Here is a 26,533-nt window from a genome sequence, read left to right as displayed (position 1 = left end):
GCACGGCTGGCTCCACGGGGTTGAGGACCGCGTCTGGGCATTGGGTAGCCTCGGCGGGTGATGTGGCGTACCGACAAGGGCGGATGGAGTGCGGGCCGCCGGGTCCCGGCTCGTTTGGTGGCGGCGGGGCCGGTACTGCGCGACGTGGCGCTGTGGCTGTTGCTCTCCGGGGTCGGACTCGTGTGGTTCCTGGAGAACGACACGGCCTCCTCCGCGCTCCTGGACGTGGTGGTGCCCGCGCTGGTCCTCGCGGTGGCGGTGCCCGGCAGCCGCAAGCGCCCCGGTGCGGCGCTGCTGGCCGTCAACGGTCTCTGCGCGCTGGGCCTGATGCAGGGGACCAGCCCGGCGAACCCGTACCTCCTGGCGCTCGCGGTGTCGAGTTACCTCCTGGGTGCGGGCTCCGCCACGACCAGGACGTCGCTGCTGGCGTTCGGCGGTTCCATAGCCGTCGACCTGGCGCTCTGTGCCGCGTTGCGGGTCCCCCTCGTCTGGTGGTTCTACGTGGTGACGATGGTGCCGGCGGCACTGTTGCTGCCCTGGCTCGTGGGCCGGTACCGCCAGGCTCGCGCGGCCCTGGTGAGGGACGGCTGGCAGCGGGCGATGAGCCTGGAGCAGCGTCAGCGCGCGGTGGCGGAGGAGGCCCGGCTGCGGGAGCGCACCCGGATCGCGGCCGACATGCACGACTCACTGGGGCACGAACTGAGCCTGATAGCGCTGCGTGCGGGCGCCCTCGAGCTGGAGCCCGACCTGTCGGACCGGCACCGGGCCGATCTGACCGAACTGCGGACGGCCGTCTCCGACGCGATGGACAACCTGCGGGACACCATCGGCGTCCTGCGCGAGAGCACCGATCCCGTGTCGACGGCTCCGACGGCGGAGTCGGTGGAGGACCTCGTGCACCGGGCCGCCACGTCCGGTGTCGAGGTGTCCTTGGTGCGCGAGGGCGCGGCGCCTTCGCTGGCACCGCTGGTGGACCGCGCGGTGTACCGGGTGGTCCAGGAGTCCTTGACCAATGCCACCAAGCACGCGCCGGGCAGCAGGGTGGAGGTCCGAATCCGGCACGAGGCCGGGGTGACCGAGGTGCGCGTGGTCAACTCGGCGCCGCCCGGCGCGGCTTCCGCCGGACGCGGTCGCCGGCCGACGCCGGGCAACCGCGGTCTGACGGGTATGCGGGAGCGGGTGGCGGTGATCGGCGGAACGCTCCGGGCGGGCCCCCGCGGGGACGGCTTCGAGGTGAGGGCCACGGTGCCCGACCGGGTGAGCGCGGACCGGTCGCACGCAGCCGGGGGCCCCGCACGGGCGACGGGTTCTGCATCGACGCGGCAACTGGCGGTGGCGCAGCGGCGGGCCCGGCTGCGCTTCGCAGCCGCGTTCGTGGTGCCCGCGGGAGTGGCGCTGACCGCGCTCCCGGCGGCGGTCGTGTTCGCGTACCAGCTGAGCACGTGCGTCCTGCGGCCCGGGGTCTACGAATCGCTGCGCGTCGGGCAGGAGCGCGCCGAGATCCAGCAGCGACTTCCCGAACGGCACTTCCCCTATCCGACCGACGACATGCGGGCGGCCCCGAGACCTCCCGGCGCCACCTGCGCGTTCTACCGGTCCAACGGAAACCTCCTGGAGGAGGTGGACGTGTACCGCCTCTGCTACGCGGGCTCCCGGCTCGTCGCCAAGGACGTGCTGCCGGGCCGTTCGGACGGCTCCTGAGCGCCGTTCACCGAGAGCCGTGCGGCCAGTGAGCGGCCGATGGTGGCGATGTGGGCGGGCACGGTGAGCAGTTGCTCGTGCTCGGCGTCCACCGGGTGGTCCTCGATCACGCCGTCCACGAAGGGCCGCCAGGCCGTGGCGTCCACCCGGCCGCGCAGCTCGAGGGGCAGGTGCACGGCCGAGAACATCAGCAGGTCCCCGCGGTAGTGCCCGGGCCGGTGGGTGGCGAGGAGCCTGCTGTGGTGTATCCACGCGTCCTTCATGGCCAGCAGTGTGCGGTCGCCGACGGCGGCGAGCGGATGCTGCCGGGCGTGCAGGAACTCCAGGTAGCGCGCGACGAGTGCGTTCCGGTCGCCCGCCAACTCCGCCTCCTCGAAGGGGAAACCGGCTGCGGTGAGATTGTCGACCAGCAGCTTGTCCTCCAGTTGCCGCAGGGCGCCTTCCAGCACGTCCTGCTCAAAGACCCCGGATGCCCCGGAGCCGTCCGTGCCGTCGGAGACGTTGGGGTAGGAGTCCACGAGGCCGAGCAGCTCCACCTCCTCCCCCTCGTGCTGGAGCCGTACCGCGATCTCGTGGGCGACGACCCCACCGAAAGACCAGCCGAGCAGCCGGTACGGGCCTTCCTGCTGGATCTCGCGGATCTGCTGGAGGTAGTCCGCGGCCATCTCGCCGACGTCGGCCGGCGCCTCCCCCGGCCGGCTCAGCGCGCGGGCCTGGAGCCCGTAGACCGGGATGTCGCTGTCCAGGTGGGTCAGCAGGCCGGAGTAGCACCAGGCGACGCCGCCTCCCGGGTGCACGCAGAACAGCGGGCGTCCCTCGCCCTTGGTCCGCAGCGGCAGCAGCGGGGCGAAGGAGTCGCGGGTGCCGCGGCTCTCCACCGCCCGGGCGAGGTCTGCCGGGGTGGGTGCCTCGAACAGGTCGCGCACGCCCAGCTCGGCCTCCAGCTGCTCGTTGACCCGCACGGTGACCTTGGTCGCGAGGAAGGAGTGCCCGCCGAGGCGGAAGAAGTCGTCGTCGGGCGTGACACGGTCGATGCCGAGTACCTCCGCGAAGATCGCGCAGATGCGCTTCTCCGCCTCGGTGGCCGCCGCACGGGCCGTCGGCCTGGCGATGTCCATGCCCAGCAGCGCCCGGCGGTCGAGTTTGCCGTTGCGGGTCAGTGGAAGCGCGTCCACGACGACGAAGTCGGCGGGCACGAGGTGATCGGGCACGGTACGCAGCATCCTGGCCCGCAGCTCGCGCGGGTCGGGGGCGCCACCGGGGGCGGGGGTCACGAAGGCGATCAGCGAGGTGGCGTCGCGGGCGAGGACGGCGGCGGCGTTCACCTCGGGGTCCCTCCGCAGCGCTGCGGCCACCTCGCCGGGCTCGACCCGGAAGCCCCGGATCTTGACCTGGTCGTCGACCCTGCCCAGGTGGTGCAGCCGCCCGTCGGCGGAGCGGCGGACCCGGTCGCCCGTACGGTACATCCGCTCCCCGGGCGCACCCGAAGGACAGGCGACGAAGCGCTCCGCGGTGAGCCGGGGGCGCCCCCGGTATCCGCGGGCGACGGCCGCCCCCGACACGTACAGCTCCCCCGGTACGCCCGGGGGGACGGGCCGCAGCCGGTGGTCGAGCACATGGACGCGCACGTTGGGCAGCGGACCGCCGATGGCGGGGGCGGCCGGCCAGTGCGCGGGGTCGACAGGCAGGGGCTCGGCCGTCACCACGTGGGTCTCGGTGGGCCCGTAGTGGTTGTGCAGCCTCGGCCGGTGGGTGGCCGCCGACCAGTGGCGTCCGATGGCGCCGTCCGTGAGCAGGGCCTCACCGGCCTGCGCGACGTGCCGCAGTGCCGTCAGCTCCACTCCCGCCTCCAGGGCGCTCGCGCACACCGCCTCGATGACGAGAGTGGGGGCGAGCAGTTCGTGGACGCCGGTTTCCTTCAGCCAGGCCACCATGCGGTCGGGGTCGCGGCGGACGCCCTCAGGGCAGATCGCGAGGGTCTTGCCGCAGAGCAGGGCCGACAGGATCTCCTGCACGCTGACGTCGAAGCCGGTGTCGGTGAACTGCGCGGTGACCGATCCGTCGGGGGCGGGGAGCGCCTCCTGGTGCCAGTGCAGCAGGTTCTGCACAGCGCGGACGGGCATCTCGACGGCCTTGGGCTCCCCCGTGGAGCCCGAGGTGTACATGACGTACGCCAGGTGTTCCGGCAGCAGGGGGCCGCCGCGTTCCTCGTCCGTCACGGAAGCCTGCGGCGCTGCCGCGAGCGTGGTGTCGTCGAGCAAGAGCGTGCTGTGGTGCCGCGGCAGCCGCGCGGCGATGTCCCGAGTGGTGAGCAGCACCGCAGGTCGGGCGTCGCGCAGAACGAACTCCTGCCGGGCGGGCGGCAGTTCGGGGTCCAGGGGAACATAGGCGGCCCCCGCCTTGAGCGTGCCGATGACCCCTCGGACGAAGTCGGCGCCACGGGGCAGCGCCAGGACCACGACGGCGTCCGGGCCCGCACCGTGGGCGAGCAGGGTCCTGGCCAACGCGTTCGTCTGCGCGTCCAGCTCGGCGTAGGTGAGGGTGCCGTGCTCGTGCAGGATCGCGGGGTGCTCGGCGCGGCGTCGCGCCTGGGCGCCGAACAGCTCCGGCAATGGAGTGGAGGGCACGTCACGCGCGGTGTCGTTCCAGGCCCGCATCGCCTCCAGTTCGTCGGGGAGCGTGATGCGCGTGGCCCCCGCGGTCAGTTTCGGGTCGCCCGTCACCTGTTCGAGTACGGACGCCAGGCGCAGCGTCAGGCGGTGGGCGGTGGACGCGTCGAACTGAGCCGTGTCGTACTCCAGCGCTCCGTTCAGCCCGTCCGGCTCGCCATGGGCCGTGCGGAGTTCACCGAAGGACAGCAGCAGGTCGAACTTCGCGGTGGCGGTTTCGGCAGCCAACGGCCTGACCGTCAAGTCGCCCCCGGCGGCGGCCGCGCCGGTGATGCCTGCCGTGTTGTTGAGGGTGAGCATGACTTGGAAGAGGGGGTGGCGGGACAGGGACCGCTCGGGGTTGAGGATCTCCACCAGCCGCTCGAAGGGCAGATCCTGATGCGCGTACGCCTCCAGATCCGTCTCCCGCACCCGCGCCACCAACTCACGGAACGTCGGATCCCCCGACACATCCGTACGCAACACCAGACTGTTGATGAACAACCCCACCAAGTCATCCACCGCATCATCACCACGCCCGGCGACAGGGGTGCCGATGGGTATGTCCTCACCCGCGCCTGAACGCGCGAGCAACACACCCAACGCCGCCTGCAACACCATGAACACGCTCGCACCGCACTCACGAGCCAGCCTCGCCACGCCGGCGTGCACAGCCGCGGGCACGGTGAACTCCACCCGATCACCACGCTGCGAGGGAACCGGTGGACGCGGACGGTCAGCAGGCAACGCGATCTCCGCGGGCAGGTCGGCGAGCTGCTCACACCAGTACGCGACCTGCGCCGAGACCAGGCTCTCCGGATCGTCCTCCGAGCCCAGCATCTCCCGCTGCCACACCGCGAAATCCGCATACTGCACCGGCAACACCGGCCACCGCGGGGACTGACCGCTCGCCCTCGCCCCATACGCGGCGACGAGGTCGCTGACGAAGGGGCGTAGTGACCACGCGTCGGTCGCGATGTGGTGCACGAGCAGGAGCAGGGCGTGCTCATCGGGACCGAGCTCGAACAGAGTGGCCCGGACCGGAACGTCGACCGTCAGATCGAAGGCATACCGAGCAGCCTCCTCCAACCGCTCCGAAAGCTCCTCCTGCCCACACGACGAAACAGACCACGGAACCGCGACTCCCGCATCCAGCACGACCTGGTACGGCCCCTCAGTGTCCTCCGCGAAGATCGTGCGCAGGCTCTCGTGCCGCCCCACCACATCACCCAGCGCCAACCGCAGCGCCTCCCGGTCCAGCCGGCCGCTCAACCGCAACGCCAACGGCACGTTGTACGCCGCCCCCGGCCCCTCCAGCTGATGCAAGAACCACAACCGCTGCTGACCGAACGACAACGGCAACCGCCCCGGACGACCCCCCGCCCGCAGCACCGGCACACGACTACGGCCCGCACCCTCCACCACACGATCCAACCCCGCAACCGTCGGAGCCTCGAACAACTGCCGCACCGACAACTCGGCATCCAGAACAGCACGCACCCGACCCACCAGACGCGTCGCCAACAACGAATGACCACCCAGAGCAAAGAAGTCATCGTCAATACCCACCGCCGGCACACCCAGCACCTCGGCGAACAGGCCACACAGAATCTCCTGCCGAGGAGAACGCGGCCCACGCCCGGAAACCACAACCGCCTCAGGCTCCGGCAAAGCCCGCCGGTCCACCTTCCCATTCGGCGTCAACGGCACCTCATCCAGCACCACCAGCGCGGGAACCATGTAATCCGGCAGACGCCGCCCCAACTCCACACGCACCGCAATCAAATCGAGAACCACACCATCCTCGGGAAGCACACCGGCAACCAAGCGACGGTCCCCCGCCACATCCCCCCGGACCACCGCGACCGCGCGGGCCACACCCGCACAACCCATCAACGCCGCCTCGACCTCACCCAGTTCAATACGGAAGCCCCGCACCTTCACCTGGTCATCGACCCGCCCCACGTACTCCAACACCCCAGCGTCACGCCACCGCACCACATCACCCGTGCGATACATCCGCTCACCCACACCACCAAACGGACACGCCACAAAACGCTCCGCCGTCAAACCCGCCCGACCCCAATACCCCCGCGCAACACCCGCACCCGCCACATACAACTCGCCAGCGACACCCACCGGCACCGGCCGCAAAAACCCATCAAGGACGAACACCCGCGTATTCGCCAGCGGCCTTCCGATGGTGACGTCCGGCCCTGAAATCTCGGTCGCGGTTGCGTAGACGGAGGCTTCGGTCGGTCCGTAGCCGTTCCATACGGAAGCCAGGGATTCCACCAGCGTTCCGGCCATGTCGTCGGAGAAGGGCTCACCGCCCAGCATCGCGTGAACGTGCTTCAGCCGATCCCCCGCAACCGCCAGGATCTCCCGCCACAACGACGGCGTCGCCTGCACCACCGACACACCCGACGACACCACCAAATCCACCAACAACCCCGCATCACCCACCACTTCCGAAGACGCCAGAACCACACAACCACCCGCCGTCAACGGACCGAACAACTCCAACACCGCAATATCAAAAGCGAAAGTCGTCAACGCCAGAACACGACCCGAACCCGAACCCACCACACCCCGCAAACCCGCCAACACATTCACCACACCACCCTGCGACACCACCACACCCTTCGGCCGCCCCGTCGACCCCGACGTATACAACACATACGCCGCCTGCTCCCGACCAGAAACCACCCCCAAAGAACCCGAAGAAACCTCACCAAGCCGCGACACCACCACCGGATCATCCAACAAAACCACCGGCACACCACCACACCCGGCAACCCCGGCCCCCGACACCGAAATCACCACCGACGGCGCACAATCCCCCACCACAAAAGCAATCCGCTCCACCGGATACGACGGATCCACCGGCACATACGTGCCCCCCGCCTTCAACACCCCCAAAAACGCCACCACCGCATCCACCGACCGCGGCAACGCCACCACCACACGCGACTCCCCACCCACCCCCAACAACCTCAAAAACCGCGCCAAACGATTCGCCCGCCCATCCAACTCCCCATACGACACCACACCACCCTCGAACTCCACCGCCACAGCACCCGGATCCCGCACCACCCACTCCTCGAACAACCCCGCCAACGACGCCTCCGGCAGGGCCAGGTCCTCCCCTCGGTGCGCGGCAGGGTGCAGGCGCTCGGCGGGAGCGCGTACGTCGAGACGGCCGACCGGGATGCGCGTCTCGTGGACGACGGCGCGCAGGGCCTGGAGGAGCTGCTCGCCCAGCGACCGCGCCCCGGCTTCGTCGACGGTGTCCGTGCGGTGTTCGAGGCGCAAACGCAGGCGCTCCCCGGGGTGGACGAGAAGGGTCAGGGGGTAGTGCGTGGCGTCACGGCCGCGCATGCCGGTGATGCGCAGCTCGCCGCCCGCTTCGGCGCCGCCCACCGTGCCGCGTGGCGCGGCCGGGTAGTTCTCGTACACCAGCAGCGTGTCGAACATCTGGGTGGTGCCCGACAGGCCGCTGAGTTGCCGGATGGAGGACAGGTCCAGGTGGTGGTGCGGCAGGAGCCGGGTCTGTTCCTCCTGGACCCTGGTGATGAGGTCGGCGAGGTGCTCGGCGGGCCGCAGGCGCACGCGTACGGGGACGGTGTTGATGAAGAGACCGACCATGGTTTCGACGCCTTCGACGTCCGCGGGACGCCCGGACACCGTCGCTCCGAAGACGATGTCGTCCTTGCCTGTGAACTGGGCGAGCACGAGGGCCCAGGCGGTCTGGACGAGAGTGCCGGCGGTGACTCCGAGGCGGCGGGCGACCGGAGCGAGAGCGGCGGTCGTGGCGGAGTCCAGCTCCAGTTCGAGCTCGTCGGGCAGCTCGGGGGCGGGAGCCGTCCGCGCGGCCGGTGCGATCAGCGAGGGTTCGTCGAAGCCGCCCACGGCCTCGGCCCACGCCGCCCGGTCGGCGGCGCGATCCCGCCGGGAGAGCCACTCCAGGTGGTCGCGCGGCGAGCGCACCCTCGGCAGCTCCGAGTCGTCGCCCCCCGTGGCGTACAGGGTGACGAGGTCGCGCAGCACGATCGGCAGCGACCACCCGTCGAGCAGCAGGTGGTGGTTGGACATCACGAAGACGTGCCGGTCCTGCGCCACGCGGATGCACAGGAAGCGGACCAGGGGCGGGGTCGCGAGGTCGAAGCGCTCGTAGCGGTCGGCGCGCAGCAGTTCCTCCAGGCGCCGGTCGCGCTCCGCCTCGGGGACGTCCGTCAGGTCGTACTCACTCCACGGCAACGGGACTTGACGCGGTATCAGCTGCACCGGTCTGCTGAGCCCCTCGTACCGGAAGGCGGCCCGCAGGCCGGGGTGCCGTGCGAGAAGGGCCTGCGCCGCCTGCTTGAGCGAGGGCACGGAGAGGTCACCGGTCAGCTCGACGACCAGTTGGACGGCGTACACGTCGGGGGCGTCGCCGCTGTAGAGACGGTGGAAGAGGAGACCTTCCTGGAGCGGGGAGAGCGGCAGGATGTCTTGCAGGCCCGAGGTGTTCACAAGGTCCTCCACTCGGCTTCGAGAGCGTCGATCTCGTTCTGGCTCAGTCCTGCTCCGAGCAGGTCCGACGGGGTACGGCCGCCCGCGTCCGGCGCGGCGGCGTGGTCGGCCAGGGCGCCCAGGACGTCGAACCAGGTCCTGGCCAGTTCTTCCATGCGGTGCTGTTCGAACAGTCCGTCCGCCCAGGTCCAGACGGCGACGAGGTGGGTGCCGGTGTCGTCCTCACGCACCATCGTGTTCAGTTCGACGGCGTGGGGCAGGGGGATGCGGGCGTCGTCCGTACCACCCAGGCCCTCCAGCCTGCCCAGGCCGTGGCTCGTCCGGTCGGCCGAGCCACGGGTGCGGCCGAGGTTGTTGTATCCGATCTGCGCGGTCGGCAGCGCCTTGAGTGCCTCGGCGGTACGAGGGTTGAGGTACCTGAGCAGTCCGTAGCCCGACCCGTCGCCCGGTACGGCCCTCAGCTGTTCCTTGACCGTCTTCAGCGCCTGCCCGGCCGCGGGTCCTGCGGCCAGCGCGCCGGCGATGTCGACGCCGGCGAGGTCCAGACGTACCGGATGGATGTCGGTGAACCAGCCCACGGTCGTCGTCAGGTCAGCCCCCGGCACCAGCTCCTCGTGCCTGCCGTGGGTCTCCACGTCCACGAGGAGGCCGGCTCCCGTACCGCGCCAGTGCGCGACGGCCAGCGCCAGGCCGGTGAGCAGCACGTCGTCCACACCCGCGTGGAACGCCGCGGGTACGGCGTCGAGCACCCGCCCCGCGACGTCGGGGGGCAGGGTGAGGGAGAGGCTCCGCGCGCTGCCCAGCGTGTCCTTGGCCCGGTCCAGGGGGCGGCTGCCGAGTTGCTGGTCGGGGCCGGACAGTAGCCCGACCCAGCCGTCGGCCTCGGCCGTGCGCTCGGGGCTGTGGGCCGCGGTGTGCATCGCGTGGGCCCAGCGGCGCAGTGACGTGCCGATGGGGCGGAGTTCGGGGGTGCGTCCCTCCCGGTGCGCGTTCCAGCACTCGATCAGTTCGGGCAGCAGGATGCGCCAGGACACCTCGTCGACGGCGAAGTGGTGGATGACGATCAGGACCAGGCCCGGCTCTCCGGCGCCGCGGTCGAACCACACCACCTCGACGAGACGGCCCTCGCGCGGGGAGAGCCGGGCCCGGGCGGCGTCGGCCTCGGCGGCCACGCGGGCGGACACGTCGTCGGGGGATTCGCCCGGCTTGCGGGGCAGGTCGACGCGGCGCACCGCTTCCGCGATGTCCATCGTGTCGGGTTCCCGTACTTCGAGGACCTGGTCATCGCCGTCACCGGCCAGGCGCAGCCGCAGCGCGTCGTGGCGGCGCACGACGGTGTCCACGGTGGCCACGAGCGTCCCGATGTCGCTTCCCTGCGGCAGCTCCACCAGCCGGGACTGGGCGAACCGGTCGATGGGGCCGCCGAGTTCGATGAAGCGCCGCAGCACGGCCGTGGGCCACAGCGGCCCTTCGTCGTCGGTGTGCTCCAGGGCGTCGGCCCGGTCCCGCGAGCGCGCGGCGGCGGCGAGCGCGGCGGGCGTCTGGTGGGTGAACACGTCGCGCGGGCTCAGGTCGAGTCCGGCGGCGCGCGCCCTGCCGACGAGCGAGATCGAGGAGATGCTGTCGCCCCCGATGTCGAAGAAGCGGTCGTCGGGCCCGGCCGCTTCGAGGCCGAGCACATCGGCGAAGATCGCGCACAGCAGGGTCTCGCGGCGACCGCGCGGCGTGGCTCGTGCGGCGTGCTGCGGCCTGGGCAGTGCGGCGCGGTCGGCCTTGCCGTTCGGGGACAGCGGCAGCTCGTCCAGGACGACGAAGGCCGAGGGCACGGCGTGGCCGGGCAGAGTGGCCGATGTGAACGCCCGCAGGGCCTCCGCGTCGAGCCCGGCACCGGGTTCCGGCACGGCGTAGCCGACCAGCCTGCGCTGTCCCGGCCGGTCCTCACGGACGGTGGCCGCGGCCTGCGCGACGCCGGGGCAGCGCAGCAGCACGGACTCGATCTCGCCCAGCTCGATCCGGAATCCGCCGAACTTCACCTGGTCGTCGCGGCGACCGGCGAACTCCAGAGTGCCGTCGATCCGTCGGCGTGCGAGGTCCCCGGTGTCGTACATCCGCTCTCCGGGGCGGCCGAAGGGGTCGGCGACGAATCGCGCGGCCGTGAGGTCCGGTGCCCGGTGGTAGCCGCGGGCCAGTCCGGTGCCCGCGATCCACAGCTGCCCGACGGTGCCCGGCGGCACCGGCCGCAGTCGGGTGTCGAGTACGTATACCCGCTTGTTGCGGAACGGGACGCCGATCGGCACCGAGCCGGTCGATCGCCCTGTCTGTTCGGCGCCCGGGGCGGGGCCGGTCGCTTCGGGGCCGGCGGGCCTGATCTCCCCGGCGGTGGCCGCGATGGTCGTCTCGGTGGGCCCGTAGCCGTTGAACAGCCGGTGCCGAACCGACCAGCGCCGCGCGGTGGCCGGCGGGCAGGTGTCACCCGTGACGGTGATGACCAGGCCGGGCGGCAGCTCCTCCTCCGTCAGGCTGGCGACAACGGCGGGCGGCAGGGTCATGTGGGTGACACCCGCGGTGGCGACGAACCGGGTCAGGTCCTCGCCCAGGGCCTGGTCCGCCGGTGCCAGGACGAGCGTCGCCCCGGAGAGCAGCGCACCGAACACGTCCCACAGGGAGGCGTCGAAGCTGGTGGACGCTATTTGCAGGACGCGGCTGCCGCGCCCCAGCTCCCAGCGGTCGACGGCGGTGGACACCATGCTCGGCAGACCGCCGTGCGGGATCACCACGCCCTTGGGGCGGCCGGTCGAGCCGGAGGTGTAGATGACGTAGGCGGCGCTGTCCGGGCCTGTGGGGGTCGCGGTGTGGCTGGTCCCGAGCCCAGCGCCTTGGTCGGGATCGGGGTCGATGTGGGGGGCGGGATCGAGGTGAGGGACGAGGTCGTGGTGAGGGTCGGGGTCAGGGTCGAGGTCGGCCGTCAGCGCCGTCGTCACCTCCGGCGCGTCCAGGATCAGCAGGGGCGTGTCCTCGTACGCGATCCGCTGGCGCAGGCCCTCCGCGGTGATGACCAGCTCCGGCGTGCTGTCCTGGAGCATGAAGCGCAGGCGGTCGTCCGGGTATCCGGGGTCGAGGGGCAGGAACGCGCCGCCCGCCTTGAGGACCGCCAGGATCGCCACCACCCACGCCTCGGAGCGCTCCAGGGCGATGCCCACGAACGTCTCCGGTCCGATGCCCCGTTCGACGAGGAGGCGGGCCAGGCGGTCGGCGCGCCGGTCCAGGTCGGCGTAGGTCAGCGTCGTGGTGCCGAAGACTACGGCCGGGTCGTTCGGGGCGGACGCCACGCAGGCGTCGAACATCGCTGTCACCGTGGTGGCGGCCACGGCGTGACGTGTGTCGTTCCAGCCGTGCACGACGTCGTGCCGCTCAGTCGGGGTGAGGACGTCGTAGGCGTCCAGTCGCTGCTCGGGGTCGGCGGCGAGTGAGGCCAGGAGGTGTACGAGGCGTTCGGCGAGCGCGGCGCAGGTCGCCCGGTCGAACAGGTCGGTGTTGTACTCCAGGATGCCGTGGAGGCCGTCGCGTTCGGGGGTTCCGCCGCCGGGGCTCTCGGCAGCGGGCAGGCCGACGAAGGCGAAGGTGAGGTCGTTCTTGGCCTCGCCGGTTTCCACCGGCTGCGGCCGCACCTCCAGCCCTGCCAGCTCTTGGATTTGCTGGGACGCGGAGGCCACATCCGTGTTGTTGAGGGTGAGCATGACTTGGAAGAGGGGGTGGCGGGACAGGGACCGCTCGGGGTTGAGGATCTCCACCAGCCGCTCGAAGGGCAGATCCTGATGCGCGTACGCCTCCAGATCCGTCTCCCGCACCCGCGCCACCAACTCACGGAACGTCGGATCCCCCGACACATCCGTACGCAACACCAGACTGTTGATGAACAACCCCACCAAGTCATCCACCGCATCATCACCACGCCCGGCGACAGGGGTGCCGATGGGTATGTCCTCACCCGCGCCTGAACGCGCGAGCAACAAACCCAACGCCGCCTGCAACACCATGAACACACTCGCACCGCACTCACGAGCCAGCCTCGCCACGCCGGCGTGCACAGCCGCGGGCACGGTGAACTCCACCCGATCACCACGCTGCGAGGGAACCGGTGGACGCGGACGGTCAGCAGGCAGCGCGATCTCCGCGGGCAGGTCTGCGAGCTGCTCACACCAGTACGCGACCTGCGCCGAGACCAGGCTCTCCGGATCGTCCTCCGAGCCCAGCAGCTCCCGCTGCCACACCGCGAAATCCGCATACTGCACCGGCAACACCGGCCACCGCGGGGACTGACCGCTCGCCCTCGCCCCATACGCGGCACTCACGTCACGCACCAGGGGACGGACCGACCACCCGTCGCTCGCGATGTGATGCACCAGCAGGAGCAACACATGCTCGTCGGCGTCCAGCTCGAACAGCATCGTCCGAAGAGGCGGGAACCTCGTCAGGTCGAAGGGGTGCCGCGCTGCGGCTGCCAGTTCCGTCGCCAGTTCCTCCGCCGAGACGCGGACGCTGACGACCTCCGGTTCGCTGTCGACTACGTCACGTACCACTTGGTAGGGGCCTTGGGCGTCTTCGGCGAAGACCGTGCGCAGGCTCTCGTGCCGCGCCACGACATCACCCAGCGCCAGCCGCAGCGCCTCCCGGTCCAGCCGGCCGCTCAACCGCAACGCCAACGGCACGTTGTACGCCGCCCCCGGCCCCTCCAACTGATGCAAGAACCACAACCGCTGCTGACCGAACGACAACGGCAACCGCCCCGGACGACCCCCCGCCCGCAGCACCGGCACACGACTACGGCCCGCACCCTCCACCACACGATCCAACCCCGCGACCGTCGGAGCCTCGAACAACTGCCGCACCGACAACTCAACACCCAGAACAGCACGCACCCGACCCACCAGACGCGTCGCCAACAACGAATGCCCACCCAGAGCAAAGAAGTCATCGTCAATACCCACCGCCGGCACACCCAGCACCTCGGCGAACAGGCCACACAGAATCTCCTGCCGAGGAGAACGCGGCCCACGCCCGGAAACCACAACCGCCTCAGGCTCCGGCAAAGCCCGCCGGTCCACCTTCCCATTCGGCGTCAACGGCACCTCATCCAGCACCACCAGCGCGGGAACCATGTAATCCGGCAGACGCCGCCCCAACTCCACACGCACCGCACTCAAATCCAGAACCACACCATCCTCAGGAAGCACACCGGCAACCAACCGACGGTCCCCCGCCGCATCCCCCCGGACCACCGCGACCGCACGGGCCACACCCACGCAGCCCGCCAACGCCGCCTCGACCTCACCCAGTTCAATACGGAAGCCCCGCACCTTCACCTGGTCATCGACCCGCCCCACGTACTCCAACACCCCAGCGTCACGCCACCGCACCACATCACCCGTGCGATACATCCGCTCACCCACACCACCAAACGGACACGCCACAAAACGCTCCGCCGTCAAACCCGCCCGACCCCAATACCCCCGCGCAACCCCCGCACCCGCCACATACAACTCACCAGCGACACCCACCGGCACCGGCCGCAGGAACGCGTCGAGCACAAACACCCGCGTATTCGCCAGCGGCCGACCAATAGAAACATCCGAACCCGACACCACCACCCCACTCGTCGACCACACCGTCGTCTCCGTCGGCCCATACACATTCACCACCGACGCCACCGAACCCACCAACAACCCCGCCACATCACCCGGCAACGCCTCACCCCCCACCAAAGCGTGAACATGCTTCAGCCGATCCCCCGCAACCGCCAGGATCTCCCGCCACAACGACGGCGTCGCCTGCACCACCGACACACCGACGACACCACCAAATCCACCAACAACCCCGCATCACCCACCACTTCCGAAGACGCCAGAACCACACAACCACCCGCCGTCAACGGACCGAACAACTCCAACACCGCAATATCAAAAGCAAAAGTCGTCAACGCCAGAACACGACCCGAACCCGAACCCACCACACCCCGCAAACCCGCCAACACATTCACCACACCACCCTGCGACACCACCACACCCTTCGGCCGCCCCGTCGACCCCGACGTATACAACACATACGCCGCCTGCTCCCGACCAGAAACCACCCCCAAAGAACCCGAAGAAACCTCACCAAGCCGCGACACCACCACCGGATCATCCAACAAAACCACCGGCACACCCCCACACCCGGCAACCCCGGCCCCCGACACCGAAATCACCACCGACGGCGCACAATCCCCCACCACAAAAGCAATCCGCTCCACCGGATACGACGGATCCACCGGCACATACGTGCCCCCCGCCTTCAACACCCCCAAAAACGCCACCACCGCATCCACCGACCGCGGCAACGCCACCACCACACGCGACTCCCCACCCACCCCCAACAACCTCAAAAACCGCGCCAAACGATTCGCCCGCCCATCCAACTCCCCATACGACACCACACCACCCTCGAACTCCACCGCCACAGCACCCGGATCCCGCACCACCCACTCCTCGAACAACCCCGCCAACGACGCCTCCGGCAGGGCTGCACCCGTCGCATTCCACTCCTCCAGAACCCGACACCGCTCCTCAGGCACCAATACATCAAGCCCACCCACCGGCACATCCGGGGAATCCACCGCCACACCCAACAACCACAGCAAACGCTCCACCAACAACTCAGCAGACCGCCGATCAAACAAATCCGCCGCAAACGTCAACCCACCCCGCAAACCAGAAGAAGAGTCGGGCGAGAAGGCAAAGGAGAGATCGACCTTGGCGCTCTCGGTGTCTGTCCCTATCGGGCTGACGGAAAGCTCCGGAAGAACGGGCAGCATGCCGTTTTCCGGAGCGTTATTGAGCGTGAGCATGACCTGGAAGAGGGGGTGGCGGGACAGGGACCGCTCGGGGTTGAGGATCTCCACCAGCCGCTCGAAGGGCAGATCCTGATGCGCGTACGCCTCCAGATCCGTCTCCCGCACCCGCGCCACCAACTCACGGAACGTCGGATCCCCCGACACATCCGTACGCAGCACCAGACTGTTGATGAACAACCCCACCAAGTCATCCACCGCATCATCACCACGCCCGGCGACAGGGGTGCCGATCGGAATATCCCCGCCCGCGCCTGAACGCGCGAGCAACACACCCAACGCCGCCTGCAACACCATGAACACACTCGCACCCGACTCCCGCGCGAACCCCGCCACCCGCTCCATCACATCCACGGGCACCACGAAATCCACCCGGCCACCCCGGTAACTCGCCACCGCCGGACGCGAACGATCCACCGGCAGCTCGATCTCCGCCGGCAACCCCGCCAACCGCTCCCGCCAATACGCGATCTGTGCCGCGACCACGCTGTCCGGGTCATCCTCCGAACCGAGGAGATCCCGCTGCCACACCGCGAAGTCCGCGTACTGGACCGGCAGCATGGGCCACTCGGGCAGGACGTCATTCACCCTGGCCCCATACGCGATACTCAGGTCACGCACCAGTGGGCGCACTGACCAGCCATCGCTCGCGATGTGGTGCACCAGCACGAGCAGCACGTGCTCCTCGGCATCGAGCTCGAACAGCACCGCTCGTAGCGGGAGTTCTCGTTCGAGGTCGAAAGCGTGACGTGAGGCAACCGCCAGTTCCGCCGCCAGCTCGCCCTCCGAGCAGCGGACCACCGCCAACTCTGATTCGCAGTCGGCCACTGCACGTATGACCTGGTACGGCCCCTGTGGGTCTTCGGCGAAGATCGTGCGCAGGCTCTCGTGCCGCGCCACGACATCACCCAGCGCCAACCGCAGGGCCCCCCGGTCCAGCCGGCCGCTCAACCGCAACGCCAACGGCACGTTGTACGCCGCCCCCGGCCCCTCCAACTGATGCAAGAACCACAACCGCTGCTGACCGAACGACAACGGCAACCGCCCCGGACGACCCCCCGCCCGCAGCACCGGCACACGACTACGGCCCGCACCCTCCACCACACGATCCAACCCCGCGACCGTCGGAGCCTCGAATAACTGCCGCACCGACAACTCAACACCCAGAACAGCACGCACCCGACCCACCAGACGCGTCGCCAACAACGAATGCCCACCCAGAGCAAAGAAGTCATCGTCAATACCCACCGCCGGCACACCCAGCACCTCGGCGAACAGACCACACAGAATCTCCTGCCGAGGAGAACGCGGCCCACGCCCGGAAACCACAACCGCCTCAGGCTCCGGCAAAGCCCGCCGGTCCACCTTCCCGTTCGGCGTCAACGGCACCTCATCCAGCACCACCAGCGCGGGAACCATGTAATCCGGCAGACGCCGCCCCAACTCCACACGCACCGCACTCAAATCGAGAACCACACCATCCTCGGGAAGCACACCGGCAACCAACCGACGGTCCCCCGCCACATCCCCCCGGACCACCGCGACCGCACGGGCCACACCCACGCAGCCCGTCAACGCCGCCTCGACCTCACCCAGTTCAATACGGAAGCCCCGCACCTTCACCTGGTCATCGACCCGCCCCACAAACTCCAGAACACCATCACGACGCCACCGCACCACATCACCGGTGCGATACATCCGCTCACCCACACCACCAAACGGACACGCCACAAAACGCTCCGCCGTCAAAGCCCCCCGACCCCAATACCCCCGCGCCACCTGCACGCCCGCCACATACAACTCGCCAGCGACACCCACCGGCACCGGCCGCAGGAACGCGTCGAGCACGAACACCCGCGTATTGGCGACCGGCTTTCCGATGGGGGCGGGCCGGTCAGGGCCGTCGTCCTCGCAGTGCCAGTAGGTCACGTCCACCGCGGCCTCGGTCGGCCCGTAGAGGTTGTGCAGTTCGACCCCGAGCGTGCGGTGGAACAGTTCCTCGGTGGCAGCGGACAGGGCCTCACCGCTGCACACGACACGCTTCAGTCCTGTGCACGCCGCAGCCGTGGGCTCACGCAGGAAGGCATCCAGCATCGACGGCACGAAGTGCACCGTCGTGATGCCGGCGGACTGAATGAGCCCCGACAGATACGCCGGCTCTCGGTGTCCTCCCGGCCGCGCGAGGACGAGCGTCGCTCCGCTCAGCAGGGGCCAGAAGAACTCCCACACCGAGACGTCGAAGCTCGCCGGGGTCTTCTGGAGGACCCGGTCCCGAGAGGTGAGGCCGTATTCGTCCTGCATCCACCGCAGTCGGTTGACGATGCCCCGGTGCGGTACGAGGACGCCCTTGGGCTCTCCGGTGGAACCCGAGGTGTAGATCAAGTAGGCCGCCTGCGACGAGGAGACCAGGGCGAGCGGCGGGTGCTCCCCGGTGAACGACTCCGTCTGCCGTCGCGTCGCGGGGTCGTCCACCACGACGACCTGGAGACCGGTGGGCGCGGGGAGCCCGCCCTTCAGTTGCCGAGTGGTGAGCAATGCCGTGGGTTCCGCGTCGGCGAGCATGAACGCGATGCGCTCGGCCGGGTACTCGGAATCGACGGGCAGGTAGGCGCCGCCCACCTTGAGTACGGCGAGCAAAGCCACGACCAGGTCGAGTGATCGGGGTATCGCCACCGCCACCCGGCTCTCCGGCCCGGCTCCCATGGACCTGAGCAGGTGGGCCAGGCGGTTGGCGCGCGTGTCGAGCTCCCGGTACGACAGCGCGGAGTCCTCGAATTGCAGGGCACAGGAGTCCGGAGTCCTGGCCGCCTGCTGTTCGAACAGTTCCGACAGCGACGTCTCCGCCGTCCCCGCCCTTTCCGCGGCGGTGTCGTTCCACTTCTCCAGGATCTGTCGCCGCTCGCCCTCCAGCAGCATGTCCGCCCGGCTGACGGGGACATCCGGCGACTCCGCGATCACAGTCAACAACCGCACGAGGCGGTCCGCGAGGAGCTGGGCGGACTCGCGGTCGAACCGGTCGGTGCTGAAGTCCAGGACGCCTCGCAGCCCACCGGTGTCCCGGTGCTCGCCCAGGTGGAAGTTGAGGTCGTAGCGCACTGTGCCGGTCTCCACCGGGTGCAGCACGACATCGAGGGCGCCTGCGGCGTCGGTGCCCTCGCCGTGCTCCGGTGCTGGGGTTGCGTCCGCGTTGTTGAGGGTGAGCATGACCTGGAAGAGGGGGTGGCGGGACAGGGACCGCTCGGGGTTGAGGATCTCCACCAGCCGCTCGAAGGGCAGATCCTGATGCGCGTACGCCTCCAGATCCGTCTCCCGCACCCGCGCCACCAACTCACGGAACGTCGGATCCCCCGACACATCCGTACGCAGCACCAGACTGTTGATGAACAACCCCACCAAGTCATCCACCGCATCATCACCACGCCCTGCCACCGGCGTACCGATGGGTATGTCATCACCCGCGCCTGAACGCGCGAGCAACACACCCAACGCCGCCTGCAACACCATGAAGACGGTGGTATTGGTCGACAGGGCGAACATCTGGATCCCGGCGTGCACGTCCGCGGGCACGCTGAACGTGACACGGGCGCCGCGGTGGGAAGCAGTGGCCGACCGCGGGCGGTCCGCAGGCAGCTCGATCTCCGCCGGCAGGTCGGCGAGCCGCTCCCGCCAGTACGCGATCTGCGCCGAAACGAGACTGTCCGGATCGTCCTCCCAGCCCAGCATCTCCCGCTGCCACACCGCGAAATCCGCATACTGCACCGGCAAGTCCGACCACCGCGGCTCACGGCTCGCCACCCGTGCCTCGTAGGCCGCGACGAGGTCGCGGCGCAGAGGGCCGACCGACTGGCCGTCACCGGCTATGTGGTGCACGAGCAGGAGCAGGGCGTGCTCATCGGGACCGAGCTCGAACAGAGTGGCCCGGACCGGAACGTCGACCGTCAGATCGAAGGCATACCGGGCAGCCTCCTCCAACCGCTCCGAAAGCTCCTCCCGCCCACACGACGAAACAGACCACGGAACCGCTACCCCCGCATCCAGCACGACCTGGTACGGCCCCTCAGTGTCCTCCGCGAAGATCGTGCGCAGGCTCTCGTGCCGCGCCACCACATCACCCAGCGCCAACCGCAGCGCCTCCCGGTCCAGCCGGCCGCTCAACCGCAACGCCAACGGCACGTTGTACGCCGCCCCCGGCCCCTCCAGCTGGTGCAGGAACCACAACCGCTCCTGGCCGAACGACAACGGCAACCGCTCCGGACGCACCTGTGCCCTGACCACCGGCACCCGTCCCCGGCCGGCCCCGTCCAACACCCCATCCAGCCCCGCGACCGTCGGAGCCTCGAACAACTGCCGCACCGACAACTCAACACCCAGAACAGCGCGCACCCGACCCACCAGACGCGTCGCCAACAACGAATGCCCACCCAGAGCAAAGAAGTCATCGTCAATACCGACCGCCGGCACACCCAGCACCTCGGCGAACAGACCACACAGAACGTCCTCACGCGGCGACCGCGGCCCACGCCCCGCCACCGCCTCGACCCGAGGCTCGGGCAGCGCCCGCCGGTCCACCTTCCCGTTCGGCGTCAACGGCACCTCATCCAGCACGACCAGCGCGGGGATCATGTAATCGGGCAGACGCCGCCCCACCTGCGCACGCACCGCACTCAAATCGAGAATCATACCGTCCTCGGGAAGTACACCGGCAACCAAGCGACGGTCCCCCGCCGTGTCCTCCCGGACCACCGCGACCGCACGGGCCACACCCGCACAACCCGCCAACGCCGCCTCGACCTCACCCAGTTCAATACGGAAGCCCCGCACCTTCACCTGGTCATCGACCCGCCCCACGTACTCCAACACCCCAGCGTCACGCCACCGCACCACATCACCCGTGCGATACATCCGCTCACCCACACCACCAAACGGACACGCCACAAAACGCTCCGCCGTGACGTCGCTCCGGCCCCAGTAGCCGCGGGCAACACCCGCACCCGCCACATACAACTCACCAGCGACACCCACCGGCACCGGCCGCAGGAACGCGTCGAGCACAAACACCCGCGTATTCGCCAGCGGCCGACCAATAAAAACATCCGAACCCGACACCACCACCCCACTCGTCGACCACACCGTCGTCTCCGTCGGCCCATACACATTCACCACCGACGCCACCGAACCCACCAACAACCCCGCCACATCACCCGGCAACGCCTCACCCCCCACCAAAGCGTGAACATGCTTCAGCCGATCCCCCGCAACCGCCAGGATCTCCCGCCACAACGACGGCGTCGCCTGCACCACCGACACACCCGACGACACCACCAAATCCACCAACAACCCCGCATCACCCACCACTTCCGAAGACGCCAGAACCACACAACCACCCGCCGTCAACGGACCGAACAACTCCAACACCGCAATATCAAAAGCAAAAGTCGTCAACGCCAGAACACGACCCGAACCCGAACCCACCACACCCCGCAAACCCGCCAACACATTCACCACACCACCCTGCGACACCACCACACCCTTCGGCCGCCCCGTCGACCCCGACGTATACAACACATACGCCGCCTGCTCCCGACCAGAAACCACCCCCAAAGAACCCGAAGAAACCTCACCAAGCCGCGACACCACCACCGGATCATCCAACAAAACCACCGGCACACCCCCACACCCGGCAACCCCGGCCCCCGACACCGAAATCACCACCGACGGCACACAATCCCCCACCACAAAAGCAATCCGCTCCACCGGATACGACGGATCCACCGGCACATACGTGCCCCCCGCCTTCAACACCCCCAAAAACGCCACCACCGCATCCACCGACCGCGGCAACGCCACCACCACACGCGACTCCCCACCCACCCCCAACAACCTCAAAAACCGCGCCAAACGATTCGCCCGCCCATCCAACTCCCCATATGAAACCGCCTCCCCACCACACTCCACCGCCACCGCACCAGAAGCACACCGCACCTGCTCCTCGAACAACCCCACCAACGACGCCTCCGGAGCCTCAGCCGCCGTATCGTTCCACCCCTCCAATACCCGCCCACGCTCACCCGGGACCAATACATCAAGCCCGCCCACCGGCACATCCGGTGAACCCACCAACACGCCCAACAACCACACCAACCGCTCCGCCAGCAATTCAGCGGACCACCGCTCAAACACATCCAGCGCGAACGTCAAACCGCCCCGCAACCCATTCTCTGGGTCCATCTGAGCGAATTCGAAGGTCAGGTCGAAGCGGGCTGCGTCATGCGTCGCACGGATTTCGCTCACGTCAAGGTGCGAGGCATTCGATTCGACCCCGGCGGGCGTCTGGTTGTTAAGAATGAGCATGACCTGGAAGAGGGGGTGGCGGGACAGGGACCGCTCGGGGTTGAGGATCTCCACCAGCCGCTCGAAGGGCAGATCCTGATGCGCGTACGCCTCCAGATCCGTCTCCCGCACCCGCGCCACCAACTCACGGAACGTCGGATCCCCCGACACATCCGTACGCAACACCAGACTGTTGATGAACAACCCCACCAGGTCGTCCACCGCATCATCACCACGCCCCGCCACCGGCGTACCGATCGGAATGTCCTCACCCGCACCCGACCGCGAAAGCAACACACCCAACGCCGCCTGCAACACCATGAACACACTCGCACCCGACTCCCGCGCGAACCCCGCCACCCGCTCCATCACATCCACGGGCACCACGAAATCCACCCGGCCACCCCGGTAGCTCGCCACCGCCGGACGCGAACGATCCACCGGCAGCTCGATCTCCGCCGGCAACCCCGCCAACCGCTCCCGCCAATACGCGATCTGCGCCGAAACGAGACTGCCCGGATCGTCCTCCGAACCCAGCAACTGCCGCTGCCACACCGCGAAATCCGCATACTGCACCGGCAAGTCCGGCCACCGCGGCTCACGCCCAGCGACGCGCGCCTCGTACGCGCTCGTGAGATCACGGACCAAGGGCCTCAGCGACCAGCCGTCCGTGGCGATGTGATGCACCAACAGCAGCAGGACATGGTCCTCGGGGCCGAGCTCGAACAGGGCTGCGCTGACCGGGATCTCGGTGGAGAGGTCGAAGGCATGCCGGGCAGCAGTCGCCAGCCGCTCCGGCAGCTCGCCCTCCGTCACCTGGGCGACGGTCCACGGAACCTCGACTCCCGCGTCCCGCACGACCTGGTACGCACCCCGGGCGTCCTCGGCGAACACCGTACGCAGACTCTCGTGCCGCCCCACCACATCACCCAGCGCCAGCCGCAGCGCCTCCCGGTCCAGCTCACCGCTCAGCCGGACCGCCGAAGGAACGTTGTAGGCCGCCCCCGGCCCCTCCAGCTGGTGCAGGAACCACAACCGCTCCTGGCCGAACGACAACGGCAACCGCTCCGGACGCACCTGTGCCCTGACCACCGGCACACGCCCCCGACCGGCCCTGTCCAACACCCCATCCAGCCCCGCGACCGTCGGAGCCTCGAACAGCTGCCGCACCGACAACTCAACACCCAGAACAGCGCGCACCCGACCCACCAGACGCGTCGCCAACAACGAATGACCACCCAGAGCAAAGAAGTCATCGTCAATACCGACCGCCGGCACACCCAGCACCTCGGCGAACAGACCACACAAAATGTCCTCACGCGGCGACCGCGGCCCGCGCCCCCTGACGACTCGCACCCCGGGCTCGGGCAGAGCGCCGCGGTCCACCTTTCCGTGGGGAGTCAGCGGCAGCGCGTCCAGCACCACGACCGCGGACGGAACCATGTACTCCGGAAGGCTCCGGGCGCACTGCGCGCGCAGCGCCGCCCCGTCCACCACCGCGCCCGGCTCCGCCGTCACGTATCCGACCAGTCGGCGGTCGGCCTCGTCGTTCACTCGTACTGTCGCGACCGCGCGGGCCACACCCCCACAACCCGCCAACGCCGCCTCGACCTCGCCCAGTTCGATACGGAAGCCGCGCACCTTCACCTGGTCGTCCACCCGGCCCACGTACTCCAACACCCCGGCGTCACGCCACCGCACCACATCACCCGTGCGATACATCCGCTCACCCGCGCCCCCGAAGGGACACGCCACAAAACGCTCCGCCGTGACGTCGCTCCGGCCCCAGTAGCCGCGGGCGAGCGGCGCACCCGCCACGTACAGCTCGCCGGGCACCCCGACCGGCACCTGCCGCAGGAACGAGTCCAGTACGAAGACCCGTGTGTTCTGGAACGGCGTGCCGATCGGCACGGCGCCCCGCGGCGTCGTACCGCCCGGGTCCAGGCGCCACTCCGTGCAGTTCACCGTGGCCTCGGTGGGACCGTACGCGTTGTAGACGGTGACGTCGGGGTGACGGCGGCGCCAGGCGTCCAGTACCTCGCCCGTCAGCGCCTCGCCGCCGACCACCAGGGTGCCGGCCGGAGCGACCACGTTCTCGTGGTCCTCCATCAGCGCCAAGTGGCTCGGGGTGACCTTCAGCAACGTCGCTCCGGCCCCGTCCTCCAGGTCGTCCAGGCGCACCCGGCCACCGCTCACCAGCGGCGTGAACAGAGCCGTCACCGTCAGGTCGAAGGAGAGCGAGGTGTGGAGCACGGAGTTCCCGGTGACCCCGGCGTACGTCTGCCGGTTCCGCAGCAGGTAGGCGCCGAGCGAACGGTGCTCCACCACGACGCCCTTCGGCCGTCCGGTCGAACCCGACGTGTACACCACGTACGCCGCCTGGTCCGGGCGCCGCTCCAGCACGTCGGGCGGGGTCGAGGGGAGTCCGGCGAGTCGAGCCGCCAGTTCGGGGGCGTCGAGCAGGACAAGCGGTGCGTCGTCGTGCCCGGCGCAATCGGTGCCCTCGGTAGGTCCTGTGCACGGGACCGGGCCGCACGAGACCGAGCCGCCCGGGACCACGCCGGTGTCCGAGGACGAGATCACCGCCGCCGGCTCGCAGTCCTCCAGCATGAAGGCGATCCGCTCCGCCGGGTACGACGGATCCACCGGGACGTACGCGGCCCCCGCCTTGGAGACGGCCAGCAGCGCCACCACCGCGTCCACCGATCTCGGCAGTGCCACCACGACGCGCGACTCCGTGGCGACCCCCAACGAGCCCAGGTGGCGCGCCAGACGATTGGCCCGCGCGTCCAGCTCGCCGTACGACACGGCCTCCCCTGCGGACTCCACCGCCACGGCTTCGCGGGCACGTGCCGCCTGCTCCTCGAACAGGGCGGGGAGGGAGGCCCATGGCACGTCGGCCGCCGTGTCGTTCCACTCCGCCAGCAGCAGCCCTTCGCCGGGCAGCGACACGTCCACACCGCCCACGAGGCGTTCCGGAGCGCGGGCCATGGTCCGCAGGACGCGCGTCAGGACCTCGGCGATCTTCTGGACGCGGTCGGCCCCGAAGAGGTCGGGGCGGTGCACGAGACGGCCGCCGATCCGCTCGCCCGTGCCGGAGATCAGTGTGAGCGGGTAGTGCGTGGCGTTGCGGGACCGGACGTCCCGCACGCGCAGGGCGGCCCCGTCCCCGTCGTCGGTGTGCCGGGGGAAGTTCTCGAACACCATGCCCGCGTCGAACAGTTCGTCCATGCCTGCGGCGCGCTGGATCTCCGTGAGGCCCAGGTGGTGGTGGTCGAGCATGCGGGCCTGCTCCTGCTGCACCCGGACGAGGAGACCGGAGAGGGACTCCTCGGGCCTCAGCCGGACGCGGAACGGAACGGTGTTGATGAACAGGCCGACCATGTGCTCGGCACCGTCCAGCTCGGCGGGGCGACCGGAGACGGTCATGCCGAACACGACGTCGTCACGGCCGGTGAGGCCCCCGAGCACCAGCGCCCAGGCGCACTGGAGCGCGGTGTTGAGGGTGATGCCGCGGGCCCGGGCCACGTTCACCAGGGCCGCGCCGGTCTCCTCGTCCAGAGCGAAGTCGAGGCGTTCGGGCAGCACGGTGGCGGGAGAGGCCCCGGGCGCCAGGAGGCAGGGGCCGGGGAGCTCCGCCAGGGCCTCGCCCCAGGCCCGCTCGGCGGCGGCCCGGTCGCGGGTGCGGAGCCATGCGAGGTGGTCGCGGTGGGGACGGACGGCGGGCAGCTCATCGGAGACGGCGCCGTTGCGGTAGAGCACGAGCAGTTCGCGCAGCAGCACCGCCATGGACCAGCCGTCCACCACGGCGTGGTGCGCGGTGAGCACGAAGCGGAAGCTCTCCTGCCCGAGGCGCAGCAGGGTGAAGCGGATCAGAGGGGCGGCACCGAGGTCGAAGCGCCGCAGGCGGTCGGCCGTCACCTCGGCCTCCAGGGCCTCCTGCCGCTCGGCTGCGGGGAGCCGGCTCAGGTCGTGCCGGTGCCACGGCAGCCGTACCCGGCGGCGCAGGAGCCGCACCCATTCGCCCGTGCGACGCTGCCGGAAGGAGGAGCGCAGGTTGGCGTGGCGCCGCAGGAGTTCCGCCGCGGCGGCGCGCAGGGCCGCTTCGTCCAGGGCGCCGTCCAGGTCGAAGGCGACCTGAGCGACGTAGGAGTCCGGTGCGCCTTCGTCGTAGACATGGTGGAAGATCATGCCCTCTTGCAGCGCGGTCACCGGCAGGATGTCCTCGATCGACTGTGCGCGCGCGTTCACCACGGACGTCCCTTCGGTCCACGACACGATGCGATGCGTCAAATGCGACGCGTCAAATGTGATGCGTCAAGAGAGGAGCGGGGCAGGGGCACGTGAACTGGCGGCTCCCCCGGTTCCTCGATGCTTTTCCCGTACACGGGAAATGTGAAGCTAGTTGCCCTTTGAAGAGCGCGTCAAGACTTTCAGGAAGCGCCGAAATCCG

Annotated in this window: 4 protein-coding genes and 1 pseudogene; 1 reads left to right on the top strand and 4 read right to left on the bottom strand. The window is 69.4% G+C overall.

Features of this window, described 5'->3' with window-relative positions; translation table 11 throughout:
- Positions 1–60 precede the first annotated feature (60 nt).
- Positions 61–1,701 carry a histidine kinase gene (locus KKZ08_RS35320; protein WP_223779323.1) on the top strand — a complete coding sequence of 547 codons (1,641 nt, stop codon included), beginning with the start codon at positions 61–63 and terminating at the stop codon, positions 1,699–1,701.
- Here KKZ08_RS35320 and KKZ08_RS35315 read toward each other — a convergent pair.
- The 4 genes and pseudogenes from KKZ08_RS35315 to KKZ08_RS35305 all read right to left on the bottom strand — a co-directional run bounded on the left by KKZ08_RS35315 (position 1,641) and on the right by KKZ08_RS35305 (position 26,373).
- Positions 1,641–8,864 (bottom strand): non-ribosomal peptide synthetase, encoded by a 7,224-nt coding sequence (locus KKZ08_RS35315; RefSeq protein WP_223778306.1) that lies wholly within the window; start codon positions 8,862–8,864, stop codon positions 1,641–1,643. The genes KKZ08_RS35320 and KKZ08_RS35315 overlap by 61 nt on opposite strands.
- Complete coding sequence (locus KKZ08_RS35310) at positions 8,861–13,609, bottom strand: non-ribosomal peptide synthetase (RefSeq protein WP_263303415.1); 4,749 nt, start codon at positions 13,607–13,609, stop codon at positions 8,861–8,863. Before KKZ08_RS35310 ends, KKZ08_RS35315 begins: the two co-directional genes overlap by 4 nt.
- 165 nt (positions 13,610–13,774) lie before the next feature.
- Positions 13,775–14,698 (bottom strand): annotated as a pseudogene (locus tag KKZ08_RS38790) (non-ribosomal peptide synthetase); the annotation flags it as partial.
- Complete coding sequence (locus KKZ08_RS35305; protein WP_263303383.1) at positions 14,641–26,373, bottom strand: non-ribosomal peptide synthetase; 11,733 nt, start codon at positions 26,371–26,373, stop codon at positions 14,641–14,643. The pseudogene KKZ08_RS38790 and the gene KKZ08_RS35305, both read right to left, overlap by 58 nt.
- Between the last annotated feature and the right edge of the window lie 160 nt (positions 26,374–26,533).

Origin of the sequence: Streptomyces sp. 135, from assembly GCF_020026305.1 — a bacterium.
Classification (GTDB): domain Bacteria; phylum Actinomycetota; class Actinomycetes; order Streptomycetales; family Streptomycetaceae; genus Streptomyces.
Note: the sequence above shows the minus strand (reverse complement) of the source record. Positions and strands in the feature narration are given on the sequence as shown.